Source organism: Caulobacter sp. GW822-FHT01G02, assembly GCF_058802865.1.
Window position 1 is genome coordinate 287,033 of record NZ_JBXAON010000006.1, and the last position, 12,340, is coordinate 299,372.

Here is a 12,340-nt window from a genome sequence, read left to right on the forward strand (position 1 = left end):
TAAGCCGACCAGTTAAGGTTCCGGAGGCCGGTGATGGCTGACTACGACTTCGATCTCTTCGTCATCGGCGCCGGCTCGGGCGGGGTGCGGGCGGCCCGTCTGGCGGCCATGAGCGGGGCCAAGGTCGCCGTGGCCGAGGAATATCGGGTCGGCGGCACCTGCGTGATCCGCGGCTGCGTGCCCAAGAAGTTCATGGTCTACGCCAGCGAGGTCACCAGCCAGCTGAAGACCGCCAAGGGCTATGGCTGGACGATCGAGGGCGCCAAGTTCGACTGGAAGGGTTTCCTGCACGACAAGGACGTCGAGATCGCCCGCCTGTCGGGCATCTACGTCACCAACCTGCAGAAGGCCGGCGCGCACCTGCTGCACGGCCGCGCCCAGATCGTCGACGCTCACACCGTCGAGGTGCTGCCCAAGGAGGGCAGTAAGGACGCCGGGACCTATACGGCCAAGAAGATCCTGGTCGCCACCGGCGGTCGTCCGGTGAAGCCCGACTTCCCGGGCGCGGAGTTCGGGATCACCTCGGACGAGGCCTTCCACCTCCCCAAGCTGCCCAAGAGCATCCTGGTCGTCGGCGGCGGCTATATCGCCGTCGAGTTCGCGGGCATCTTCAACGGTCTGGGCGTCGAGACCACGCTGCTCTATCGCGGAGCCAACATCCTGCGCGGCTTCGACGACGATGTCCGCTCGCACCTGGCTGAAGAGCTTGAGAAGCGTGGCGTCAAGGTGGTGCTGGGCTGCTCGCACACCAGCATCGAGAAGCAGGCGGACGGCACGCTGCTCAGCACCTTGACCAGCGACCTGACCTTCGAGACCGAAGCGGTGATGTTCGCCACCGGCCGGGAGCCCTACGTTCACGGCCTGGGCCTGGAGAAGGTCGGCGTGAAGCTGAACGACAAGGGCGCGATCGCGGTCGACGCGCACTCCAAGACCAGCGTCGCCAGCATCTGGGCCGTCGGCGACGTCACCGACCGCATCAACCTGACGCCCGTGGCCATCCGCGAAGGCGCGGCCTTCGCCCAGACCGAATTCTACGACAATCCGACCACCTTCGATCACGACATGGTCGCCTCGGCGGTGTTCTCGCAGCCGCCGGTCGGCTCGGTCGGCATGACCGAGGCCGAGGCCCGTCACGCGTTCGGCACGGTCGACGTCTATCGCTCGGTGTTCCGTCCGATGAAAATCACCTTCTACGGCGGCCAGGAGCGGTGCCTGATGAAGCTGGTGGTCAAGGCCGACGACCAGAAGGTGCTCGGTGTGCACGTGGTGGGTCCGGACTCGCCCGAGATCATCCAGATGGCCGCCATCGCCGTGAAGATGGGCGTGACCAAGCCCCAGTGGGACTCGACCTGCGCGGTTCACCCGACCCTGGCCGAGGAACTGGTCACGATGCGCGAGAAGTATACGCCGGTCGAAGTCGGCGGGGTTGGATGACGCTGGCGATAGCCTCTGCCGAGAGCCCCGAGCGCCGCACGCGGTGGCTGGGCGCGCTCGCCGTCTTCCTGATGGTGATGACGCCACTGATCGGCTACCTGGCGCCGTTGGGCTTCGCGCCGCTGCTGGCCGTGGTCGGCCTGCTGGCGACGCCAGGCCTGGCGCGATCGCGCCCGCCGCTGTTGCCGATGTTCGCCCTGATGCTGCTGGTGCTGTGGGCGCTGGTCAGCCTGAACTGGAGTCCGGCCGCGCCGGCGCTGTCTGAGCTCAAGCGCGACAAGGACGTCGGCGCCTTCACCGCCCTGAAGCTGGTGCTGCAACTGGGCCTCTACGGGACCGCCGTCGCGGTGCTCGGAACCATGTCGCAACGTTCGGCGCGGCTGGCGGGGCGGGTGATGCTGTTCGGCATGATCGTCTTGGCCGCCTTCACCTTCATCGACGCCGCGATGGGGGCGAGGATCTACCAGGCGATCCGGGCCGCGACCCACGACCCCATTCGGCCCGACCTGGCGGTGGTGAAGGTGTCTCTGCCGATCTATCCGCTGGTGCTGCTGTTCTGGCCCTGCGTGCGTTTGCTGGACGCCTGGGGCTTCCGCGGTCGCAACGTGTTGATCGCGACCATGGCGCTGATGATCCTGGCCGCTTCCCATTTCACCAGCGCCGACGCCTCGGGCGCCGCCCTGCTGCTGGGCGGAGTCGTCTGGCTGGGGACGCGGATCATCGGCAAGCCGTTCGTGCGCGGCATGATCCCCGCCGTGTCGACCCTGTTCATCTTCGCGCCGATGGTGGTGCTGTGGGGCGTGCGCTCGGGCCTGTTCGCCTGGCTGCACGCCATAGCCCCGCCGTCGTGGGACGCGCGCCTGAACATCTGGGCCTTCGCCGCCAACAAGATCGTCGAGCACGCCCTGCGAGGCTGGGGTGTCGACGCCAGCCGGACCTTCGGTAACGCCATCCCGCTGCACACGCACAACGCCGCCCTGCAGCTGTGGCTGGAGCTGGGCGCGCTGGGCGCGGCCCTGGCGGCGGCGTTCTTCGCCTGGGTGCTGTACCGGATCGTGGCCTGGACCGGCGAGAACCGCCGCGACGGCGCGATGGCGGCCGCCACCCTGACCGCGTACGTGATGATCGGCGGGCTCAGCTTCGGCGTCTGGCAGGAGTGGTGGCTGGCGCTCGGCGTCATCGCCGCCATCGGCTGTGCGATCGCGCAAAAATCGAGCGCTCCACGGCGTTAGCGCGACCGTCACGTTTCTCGCCTGGGTGGATCGGCGGTGTTAAACCGCATGATTTTGCCTTTTGGTTCCTTTCGCGGTATCTACGCCGCCCTTTCAGTTATCGAGCCTTGTCATGACCGCCCGCTGGACCCCCGCCGCCTGGAGAGCCAAGCCCGCCAAGCACATGCCCACCGATTATCCGGACATGGGCGCGGTGGAGCGGGTCGAGCAGACGCTGCGCCAGATGCCGCCGCTGGTCTTCGCCGGCGAGGCGCGCCGCCTGAAGAGCCTGCTGGGCGACGTGGCCGAGGGCCGGGCCTTCCTGCTGCAGGGCGGCGACTGCGCCGAGAGCTTCAAGGAATTCCACGCGGACAACATCCGCGACACCTTCCGCCTGATCCTGCAGATGGCGGTGGTGCTGACCTTCGCCGGCGGCAAGCCGGTGGTGAAGGTGGGTCGCATCGCCGGCCAGTTCGCCAAGCCGCGCTCGGAGCCCGTCGAGACGATCGACGGCGAGACCCTGCCGTCCTATCGCGGCGACATCATCAACGGCATGGACTTCACGGCCGAGGAACGCGTGCCGGATCCGGATCGCCTGCTGAAGGCCTATGGCCAGTCGGCGGCGACCCTGAACCTGCTGCGCGCCTTCGCCAGCGGCGGCTACGCTGATCTGCACAACATCCACCGTTGGACCCTGGGCTTCGTCGGCGACAGCCCGCAGGGCGCGCGTTACCGCGAACTGTCGGACAAGATCACCGAGAGCCTGGCCTTCATGGCCGCCATTGGCGTCACGCCCCAGAGCCACCCGGGCATGCACCAGGTGGAGTTCTTCACCAGCCACGAGGCCCTGCTGCTGGGCTTCGAGGAAGCCATGACCCGCATCGATAGCACCTCGGGCGACTGGTACGACACCAGCGCCCACCTGCTGTGGATCGGCGAGCGCACCCGCCAGTTGGACGGCGCGCACGTCGAATTCATGAAGGGCGTGAAGAACCCGATCGGCATGAAGTGCGGCCCGACCATGGAGGCCGACGATCTCCTGCGTCTGATCGACGTGCTGAACCCCAACAACGAGTCGGGCCGCCTGACGCTGTACGGCCGCTTCGGTTCGGACAAGATCGCCGATCGTCTGCCGCGCCTGATGCGGGCGACCAAGTCGGCCGGTCGTTCGGTGGTGTGGGCCACCGACCCGATGCACGGCAACACGCTGAAGGCCTCGACCGGCTACAAGACCCGTCCGTTCGACCGCATCTTGAGCGAAGTGAAGAGCTTCGTGGAGATCGCCCAGGCCGAGGGCGTCCATCCGGGCGGCGTCCACCTGGAGATGACCGGCCAGAACGTCACCGAATGCCTGGGCGGCGCGCGCGCGGTTTCCGAGACCGAGCTCGCCGACCGCTACCACACGCACTGCGACCCGCGTCTGAACGGCGAGCAGGCGCTGGAGCTGGCCTTCCTGGTGGCCGAGAAGCTGAAGTCGGCCCGCGACGAGCAACGCCGTCTCGCCGCCGGCTGACGATCGGCGCCGGATACGGTGATCCTGACTGATCGCCGTTCAGGTTGGGCGAACATTGAAAGGTTTGCGATGCAGCGCGCGGCGTCTTGACCCGTCGCGCGGCGCTCTCCAATGGTTGTTTAAGGGAGAGACGAATGCGTTTGCGTCAGACAATCAAGCGGGAAATCCGGTTTCTGAAGGGACTTTCCCGGACGCTGAAGCGCGTGAAGTCGATCGCTCCCGACAGCCCGAACCTGATCTGTGACGACCTGGAAGCCGCGGTCGACAAGTGGCGCGATCGCCCGGCGATCACCTTCGAAGGCAAGTCGGTCACCTACGCCGAGCTCGACGCCATCGCCAATCGCTATGCCCATTGGGCCAAGGGGCTGGGGCTGACGAGGGGCCAGACCGTGGCGCTGTTCATGCCCAATCGCCTCGAATACCTGGCGATCTGGTATGGCCTGACCAAGGTCGGCGTGGCCACGGCCCTGATCAACAACCAGCTGACCGGCGCGGCGCTGGCGCACTGCCTGAACATCTCTCAGGCCCTGCATTGCATCGTCGACCCCGAGACCTCGCCCTGCTTCGAGGACGTCAAGGGCCAGCTGGAGCGCCACATGCACCAGTGGGTGCTGGGGCCTGTGACCGGCGAGCAGCGCGACCTGGTCAAGGCGCTGAAGAGCTGCAGCCAGTTGCGTCCCGACCGCGAGACGGCCCGCGACGGCATCGTCGCCAAGGACACCGCGCTCTACATCTTCACCAGCGGCACGACGGGCCTGCCCAAGGCCGCGCGCATCACCCACATGCGCGCCCAGCTCTATATGCGCGGTTTCGCCGGCTCCACCGGTTCGAAGGAGACCGACCGCATCTACGTGACGCTGCCGCTATACCACGCCACCGGCGGCCTCTGCGCCATGGGCGCTGGCCTGCTGAACGGCGGTTCGATCGTGCTGCGCAAGAAGTTCTCGGCCACCCACTTCTGGCCCGAGATCGTCGCCGAGAACTGCACGATGTTCGTCTATATCGGCGAGCTGTGCCGCTACCTGGCCAACCAGCCCGAGCACGAGCTGGAGCGCGCCCACAAGATCCGCATGATCTTCGGCAACGGTCTGCGCCCCGACGTTTGGAACGACATGCTGGACCGTTTCAAGGTCGGCGAGGTGCTGGAGTTCTACGGCGCGACCGAGGGCAACGTCTCGCTGTTCAACTTCGATGGCCGGCGCGGCGCGATCGGCCGGATCCCCGGCTATCTGAAGAAGAAGTTCAACATCCGCATCGTCAAGTTCGACGTCGAGGCCGAGATGCCGATCCGCGGCCCGAACGGCTGCTGCATCGAGGTCGCGCCGGGCGAGGTCGGGGAGTGCATCGGCCATATCGGCAGCGACGCCCGCTCGAACTACACCGGCTATGCCGACAAGGCCGCCACCGAGAAGAAGGTGCTGCACGACGTCTTCCAGAAGGGCGACGCCTGGTTCCGCACCGGCGATCTGATGAAGGTCGACGGCGACGGCTACATCTATTTCGTCGACCGTATCGGCGACACCTTCCGCTGGAAGGGCGAGAACGTCGCCACCAGCGAGGTGTCCGAACGCATCGCGGGCTTCGAAGGCGTGCTGGAAGTCAACGTCTACGGCGTCAAGGTCGGGGACCTGGACGGCAAGGCCGGCATGGCGGCGCTGGTCTTGGAAGGAGGCTTCGACATCGAGGCCTTCGGCAAGCACGTCGACGAGCAGCTGCCCAGCTACGCCCGTCCGCTGTTCGTGCGCCTGCAGCAGCAGATCGAGACGACCGGCACCTTCAAGTACCGCAAGATCGACCTGGTCAATGACGGCTTCGATCCGGCCAAGACCAGGGATCCGCTGTACTTCCGCGATCCGGCCAAGGGCTATGTGAAGATCACCAAGGCCCTGCACGCCAAGATCGAGAGCGGGGCTTTCAAACTTTAGGGCCGCCCGTGACCAAAGGAGCGATCAAGCGCCTGCTGGCCGCGTTCTCGCCGCTGCAACTGTTCGCCCTGATCGCGCCGAAGGACCTCGCGCGGCGCGTGACCCACGACGCGGGGCATGCCGAGGGACCGCGCGGCGGGCTCGATGTCTACGCGCCACCGAAGGCCGACGGCCCGGCGCCGGTGGCGATCTTCTTCTACGGCGGCTCCTGGGAGACCGGCCGCCGCCAGGACTATCGCTGGGTGGCGCGCGCCCTGGCCGCCCAGGGCTTCCTGGCGCTGGTCCCGGACTACCGGCTCTATCCCGAGGTCCGCTATCCGGGCTTCCTGGAGGATGGCGCGGCGGCGGTGCGCTGGGCGGTCGACAACGCCGCCAGCCTGGGCGGCGATCCTGGCCGCATCGTTCTGATCGGCCACTCGGCCGGCGCCTACAACGCCGCCATGCTGGCCTTGGACCCGCGCTGGCTGCGCGCCGTCGCGGTCGAGCCCCGCGTGATCCGCGCCTTCGTCGGCCTGTCGGGACCTTACGCCTTCCTGCCGCTGGAGAGCCCGGTGACGATCCGCACCTTTGGCGAGGCGGACGATCTCGCCGCCACCCAGCCGGCCGCCTTCGCGCGCGCCGACGCGCCGTCGGCGTTTCTGGCCACCGGTGAGCAGGACACGGTGGTCCGCCCTCGCAACACCCGCAAACTGGCCGCCGCCCTGCGCGAGGCGGGCGCCAGGGTCGAAGAGCGCCACTACGCCGGCATGGGCCACGCCGGGCCGGTGCTGGCCCTGTCGCGCCTGTTCCGCCGCAAGTCCACGCTGCTGGCCGACATGGTCGCCTTCCTCAAGACAGCCGTAGGCTAGCTTCCGCAGGCCTGGCCGTTCAGCTTGCGCTGATAGGCCTCGGCCAGGCTGAGATACGGTGGCAGGAAGGTCTGAAGCGCCACGGCCTTGCCGTCGGTGGTCACGCCCGCTACGCCGGCCCGCAGCTCGAAGTGCAGGTGGATGGTCGTCGGCGTGCCGCCGAAGTCGTTCGACACCTTGCCCAGCTTCTGGCCTCTGACGACCTGGTCGCCTTCCTTCACCGCCAGGGTCGACATCCGCATGTGCAGGTAGCGGTAGGTGTAGTGCGGTTGGGCCTTGGCCACGAGGGTGACGCTGTACGAGCCGATGTCCGTGATCGTGCCGGCCTCGGCGGCCACGGCCCAGTGCTCGTTCTTCTTGCAGGTGGCCGGACGGATGTCCTGCCCCTGGTGGCCCGTGCCAGCGCCGGCGCACAGCGGGTTCGCGCGCGAGCGGGCCTCGCAGAAGGTGTCATGCCAGGGCAGGCTGTAGTTCAGCGCGTCGCACTGGCTGGGCTTGCCGGGCGGACCCATGCCGCCGCCGGGGCCGTAGACCTGCGAGTTCGGGAAGCCGGCCTCGGCCAGCGGCCAGCACATGTTCGGCGACCAGACCGTGCGGTCCAGATAGCCCGGACCCTGGCCGGCCGGGATCGCGCCGGCCGGCGCGTGGTCGAACGTGGCCGGCGAGGGCGCGGGCGGATCGGCCGGCTGTGGCGCGGGATCGGGGCTGGGCGGCACAGGCTCGCTGGAGGGCTGCTCGGCCCCGCCGTCGGCCGGGGTGTCGTCGGGCTGGGGAGGCCCGGGCTCGGGCGAGGGCGGCTTGGGCGTCTCGCCGGGCGCCGGAGGCTTGGTGGTGTCGTCGCAGGCGGCCAGCGGCGCGAGGGCCAGGGCGGCGACCAGCAGGAGCGGGGCGAGGCGCATGGTCAACCTCCCAGCCCGGCGGCGTCTCGCGCGGCCTTGCCCATCACCACGGCGGTGGTCTTGCCGACCAGGCCCAGCACATAGTTGTCATCGGCGCAGCGCGGGTCGCCGGCGGCGTCGCAGCGGATCTCCACGGTGTAGAGCACCCCGTAGCGCACGAAGCTGGCCAACTGACCGTCGACCGTGCGCTGGATCGTCAGCATCTCCGGCCCGGTCTCGATCTTCAGCGGCTTGGACGCCGGCATCGGCACGGTGGCGGTCGTGCCGCTCAACGAGACGCGGCCGCCAGCGGTGTTGCTGGTGATCGTGTAGTAGTCGCCGAAGCTGTAGATCCGCGCCCCGGCCGTCAGCTTGGCGTCCTGGGGCAGCAGGATCGGCACGGCGGTCATGTCGACCTGTTCGCGGTTCAGGTTGCTCGCCAGGCTCTCGCCGACATTGGCCGACTGGCGCAGACCGCCGACGGCGCCTTGCCAGTCCACGCGGCCGCGCGGCCGGGCGGTCAGCGCCGCGATCCCGGGGCGGACAGCCGCCGCGCCGGGGACCGGCGCACCGGTCGCATCCCGCGTCTGCGCCTTGCCGGTCGAGATGAAGGCCGCTCCCGCGGCCAGGGTCGCGACGACGGCTCCCGCCGCCGCCAGCCATTTTCCGTGACGCATGGTTTCCCCCGAAGAACCGCGTTCTTTCAAACCCTAGCGCGAAATGGTCACGGTGTTAACCATTGGCCTTGAGAGGGCGCGATTGAACGGTTGTGGGTTCGTGTCTATATGGCGTGACCTGTTTCGGGCCTTGTGTGTGGCGGCCTAGAGAATTCCATTTCGTTCAAAGGGATAGAGCCCCCGCCATGCTGCTCACCATGCTGAAGGCCAAACTGCACCGGGCCACGGTGACCCAGGCCGACCTGGACTACGAAGGCTCGATCGCCATCGACCGCGACCTGCTGGACGCCTCGGGCATCCTGCCGAACGAGCAGGTCGATGTTCTGAACATCACCAACGGCGCCCGCTTCACGACCTACGCCATCGAGGCCCCGCGCGGTTCGAAGGTCATCGGCGTCAACGGCGCCGCCGCTCGCCTGGTGCAGAAGAACGACCTGGTGATCGTCGTGACCTACTGTCAGATGGCGGCGGAAGAGGCCCGTAACTACGCCCCGACCGTCGTGCTGCTGGACGAAGGCAATCTGATCAAGAAGGCGGCCTGATGCGTCGTATCGCGCTCGCTGTTCTCGCCGCCGCGGGTCTCTCGGCCTGTTCGCCGAAGCTGCCTTCGGGCGTGGACGAGGCCGTCCTGACCCAGTCGGTCGGCAAGTCGATCGGCTCGCCCTCAACCTGCGTCGTGATCGCCGACGCCAGCGGCAAGCTGGTGTGGCGTGGCGGCGGCTATGTCACCTGTTCGCGCAACCTGCCGTCCTGCGAAGGCGCGCAGACCACGGCCGAGACCTTGCTGAAGGCAAGCCTGGGCAAGCCGGCCCGCTTCATCAGCTGCGCCAGCGGCGGGGCCAACGGCGCCACGGTCGGCTGGTCCATTGGCCCGGTTCCGACCGGCGAGGGCAAGCCGGCGCGCGGCCTGACCTATGTCGCGGTCATGGAGGGCGAGCGAGCCCTGCCAGGGCTGGAGATCAAGGACCGGGTCGAGCGGGCCTTCAAGAAGGCGGGCTTCTAGGAAGCGAAAACCTCGTCCTTTGACAGGCTCAGGATGAGGTTTTCGACTCAATCACCGCGAGAAGTAGCCCTCACCCTGAGCTTGTCGAAGGGCGAGGGCGGCTCCAGGCGAATATCGCCTACCTGGCGGCTTCGTACGTCGCGCTGACGTCGATGCGGACCTTCAGCTCACCGGCCGCGATGCTGGTCGAGTCGGCCATTTCGCGCTTGGCCATGGCGAACACCGGCATTGGGGGCGGCGCGGGCTGGTAGCCGCCGCCTTCGCTCAGATTGACCAGGCGCACGGCCTTGTAACCGGTGGCGCGGCCATAGAGCTCGGCCTTGGCCTGCAGGGCCTTCACGGCTTCCAGGCGCGCGGCGTCCTCGGCGGCCTGGGGATTGATGAGGCCGAAGCTGATGCCGTTGACCGTGTTGGCGCCGGCATTGACCGTGGCGTCGACCGTCGCGCCCAGCTTGGCCAGGTCGCGGACCGTGATCGTCACCTGGTTCGAGGCCTGATAGCCGGTCAGCTTCGGCGGCTGGTTCTGCTCATAGGCGTACTGGGCGTTGAGGTTCAGGTTCGAGGTCTGGACGTCGCGCTCGGCGATCCCGGCCTTCTTCAGGGCGGCCATCACCTGGTTCATGCGCGCGCCGTTGGCCTTCAGGGCCTCGCCGGCGGTCAGGGCCTCGGTCTGCACGCCGAGGGTGATGGTGGCCATGTCCGGCGCCACGCGGGTCTCGCCATAGGCCGACAGGCTGAAGGTCGTGGCCTTGAACGCCGAGTCGGCGCTGGTCTGGGCCAGGGCCGGCGCGGCGGCGCCCATCAGCAGCGCGCCGCCGATCAGGGCGGGCAGGATGAAGGCGGCGGGGTGGCGCGCGGTGTTGGTCATCGTTCTTTTCTCCAGGTCCGTCCAAGGCAAGGGAAGCGCTGCCGGACAGCTATGCGTTCCCTGATGACAGCTCCAACCTGAACCGGAGCTTTAAGCCGCGTTCGGCTCATGCTAATCCGCCGCTCTCGCGTACGCTCACACGTATCCGCGCGGGCCTGTAGCTCAATGGTTAGAGCCGACCGCTCATAACGGTCTGGTTGGGGGTTCGAGTCCCTCCAGGCCTACCACCACCCCGAAGTTCAAGGACCCTCAGGCGGCTGACGCCGCATGGAGATCAATCGCGCCATCCGTTCTGCTTTCGTTCTAATTCTGAGTGGCTATAGGATCGCCGTGAGTCCACGTCAGACTCGGACGCATGCGCTTCCAACGCCAATCGACTCCGCCGTCAGACCTAGGCACATTTGTTAACGGCGAGGACGTTCCGGCGCCGTCGCGGCCGCGATGCGGACCGGAACGTCCTGACGCCGTCACCCAAGATCCCAGGCCGTAAGGAGGCCGTGATGGACATCGATCCCGACCGCCTGCGCGCGATCGTGGGCGCGCTCGGCGGCGTGGCCGTCTATGGCCTGGTGCAGGTGGGCGCGCCGAGCGGCGCGAGCCCGCGCGAGCTGACGATCCGGCTGGCCTGCGCCACCGCCTCGGCCGTCATCCTGGCGGCGTTCTTCGTCAAGGCGGCGCTGCCGCTGATCCCCTGGGCGCCGATGCGCGAGGCCTATCTGTTCGGCTTCGCGATCGGGGCTTTCAACTGGGACCTGCTGCCGCTGCTGTTCCGCGTGGTCAGGCGCCGCGCGGCCGAGCGGGCGGAGAAGCTTTAGAACTGGCTCGGAAACGCCTTGGTCGTCTTGGCGTCGTTGTAGCGCGCGCCGGGGCAGTCGACGGCGTAGGCGCCCGCGGTCTCGGCCAGGTAGGGGCCGCGGTCGCTGTCGCCGTTCAGGGCGCGGCACGAGACGGCCGTCTTGTAGACCACCGATCCGTCGCGGCTGAGCTCGTTCATGAAGAGGTCGAACGCCAGGTCCATCAAGCCGCGCGTGGCGGCCAGGCGGCGCTCGCGGCCATTGAAGGCGGTGGTGACCTCGCCCAGTTGCGACATCTCGCGGCCCGCCGGGACGGGACCCGCTGCGGCGCCGGCCGCGCTGATCACCCCGCCGGCCAGCATGGCCTCCAGGTCCTGGAAGCGGCCCGAGGCCGTGCCGACGGCCAGGGCGGTGCTGAAGGCGGCGTCGAAGCCGGGGCCCAGGCGACTGGGGCCACCGATGGCGGCGGCCTGGGCCGCGCCGACGAGGCCGGCATAGGGCGCGTCATAGATCGACACGATCAGGTTCTGGTTGACGTAGTAGCCCAGCGCGACGCCGCCGATGGCGCCGCCGGGCAGGGCCAGCACGCGGTCGCGCGAGACGCCCAGCGGACCGGCGATGGCGGCGCGGGCGATGTCGGGCGTGATCCCGGTCCAGCGCGCCTCGTAGGAGGCTTCCAGGGTCTTCTCGCGGACTACCTCGCCGGTGCGCCAGCGCACCAGGCGGAAGGTGACGCGGGCCGAGGCCAGCTTGTCGGTTCCCCACCAGACGTTGGGGCCGCGCAGCTCTTCGAAGGTCGTGTAGAGCATGTATTCGGCGTCGAGCCGCGTCGGGGCCAGCATCTCGGCGCGGCGCAGATGGTTGTTCAGGCTCTCGACGACCTGGACGCGGGTCGGGCGGGTGGTGACGACGGCGCCGCCATCGAACCAGCGGAACTCCGGCGCGCCCTCGACGGCCTGGACGGCGACGTTGCGATAGAAGGCCCGGGCGGGCGAGGCCTTGGCCACGGCGACCGGCGGCATGGCTGGTTGGCGCAGGGCGGCGACCTCCTCGCGGGTGGCGCAGGCGCTCAAGCCGCCGGCGGCGCTCGCCAGCAGGATGGCCAGACGGATGGACTTGGTCGGCATGATCGTGCGCTCCCCCAGATGGGCGGCACTATCCGGCTCAATCCTAAAGAGAGCTTGAAAGG

Annotated in this window: 12 protein-coding genes and 1 tRNA gene; 9 read left to right on the forward strand and 4 right to left on the reverse strand. The window is 68.3% G+C overall.

The window, feature by feature from the left end; genetic code table 11:
* Positions 1-33 precede the first annotated feature (33 nt).
* The 5 genes from gor (at position 34) to AC1RNC_RS18975 (ending at position 6,931) form a co-directional block, all read left to right on the forward strand.
* Positions 34-1,434, forward strand: coding sequence for a glutathione-disulfide reductase (gene gor, locus AC1RNC_RS18955; protein ID WP_492887854.1), 1,401 nt, complete (start codon positions 34-36; stop codon positions 1,432-1,434).
* Positions 1,431-2,666: an O-antigen ligase family protein gene (locus AC1RNC_RS18960; protein WP_492887855.1), complete on the forward strand. Its 1,236-nt coding sequence runs from the start codon at positions 1,431-1,433 to the stop codon at positions 2,664-2,666. The genes gor and AC1RNC_RS18960 overlap by 4 nt, the downstream gene beginning before the upstream one ends.
* 112 nt (positions 2,667-2,778) lie before the next feature.
* Positions 2,779-4,158, forward strand: coding sequence for a class II 3-deoxy-7-phosphoheptulonate synthase (locus AC1RNC_RS18965; RefSeq protein WP_492887856.1), 1,380 nt, complete (start codon positions 2,779-2,781; stop codon positions 4,156-4,158).
* A 134-nt stretch (positions 4,159-4,292) separates the two neighbouring features.
* Positions 4,293-6,083 carry a long-chain-acyl-CoA synthetase gene (locus AC1RNC_RS18970; protein WP_492887857.1) on the forward strand — a complete coding sequence of 597 codons (1,791 nt, stop codon included), beginning with the start codon at positions 4,293-4,295 and terminating at the stop codon, positions 6,081-6,083.
* Positions 6,084-6,091: 8 nt separating this feature from the next.
* Positions 6,092-6,931, forward strand: a complete 840-nt coding sequence (locus AC1RNC_RS18975; protein WP_492887858.1) for an alpha/beta hydrolase — start codon at positions 6,092-6,094, stop codon at positions 6,929-6,931.
* Here AC1RNC_RS18975 and AC1RNC_RS18980 read toward each other — a convergent pair.
* A complete protein-coding gene (locus tag AC1RNC_RS18980) occupies positions 6,928-7,830 on the reverse strand; it encodes a M23 family metallopeptidase (protein WP_492887859.1) in 903 nt (300 codons plus the stop codon). The genes AC1RNC_RS18975 and AC1RNC_RS18980 overlap by 4 nt on opposite strands.
* Before the next feature lie 2 nt (positions 7,831-7,832).
* Positions 7,833-8,486 (reverse strand): hypothetical protein, encoded by a 654-nt coding sequence (locus tag AC1RNC_RS18985; protein ID WP_492887860.1) that lies wholly within the window; start codon positions 8,484-8,486, stop codon positions 7,833-7,835.
* Positions 8,487-8,671: 185 nt separating this feature from the next.
* Here AC1RNC_RS18985 and panD point away from each other — a divergent pair, with 185 nt between their 5' ends.
* On the forward strand, positions 8,672-9,028 hold the full coding sequence (panD, locus tag AC1RNC_RS18990) for an aspartate 1-decarboxylase (protein ID WP_099576484.1): 357 nt from the start codon (positions 8,672-8,674) through the stop codon (positions 9,026-9,028).
* The gene (locus tag AC1RNC_RS18995) at positions 9,028-9,489 is read left to right on the forward strand and encodes a hypothetical protein (protein ID WP_492887861.1); all 462 of its coding nucleotides are present in this window, start codon (positions 9,028-9,030) and stop codon (positions 9,487-9,489) included. The genes panD and AC1RNC_RS18995 overlap by 1 nt, the downstream gene beginning before the upstream one ends.
* 118 nt (positions 9,490-9,607) lie before the next feature.
* Here AC1RNC_RS18995 and AC1RNC_RS19000 read toward each other — a convergent pair whose 3' ends face one another.
* Positions 9,608-10,357, reverse strand: coding sequence for an SIMPL domain-containing protein (locus AC1RNC_RS19000; RefSeq protein ID WP_492887862.1), 750 nt, complete (start codon positions 10,355-10,357; stop codon positions 9,608-9,610).
* A gap of 151 nt (positions 10,358-10,508) precedes the next feature.
* Between AC1RNC_RS19000 and AC1RNC_RS19005 the strand changes: the two genes are divergently transcribed.
* Positions 10,509-10,584, forward strand: a tRNA-Ile gene (locus AC1RNC_RS19005).
* Between the two features lie 273 nt (positions 10,585-10,857).
* A complete protein-coding gene (locus AC1RNC_RS19010; RefSeq protein WP_492887863.1) occupies positions 10,858-11,172 on the forward strand; it encodes a hypothetical protein in 315 nt (104 codons plus the stop codon).
* On the opposite strand, the gene AC1RNC_RS19015 is transcribed toward AC1RNC_RS19010, so the two are convergent.
* Positions 11,169-12,278 carry a hypothetical protein gene (locus AC1RNC_RS19015; protein WP_492887864.1) on the reverse strand — a complete coding sequence of 370 codons (1,110 nt, stop codon included), beginning with the start codon at positions 12,276-12,278 and terminating at the stop codon, positions 11,169-11,171. The genes AC1RNC_RS19010 and AC1RNC_RS19015 overlap by 4 nt on opposite strands.
* Positions 12,279-12,340 lie beyond the last annotated feature (62 nt).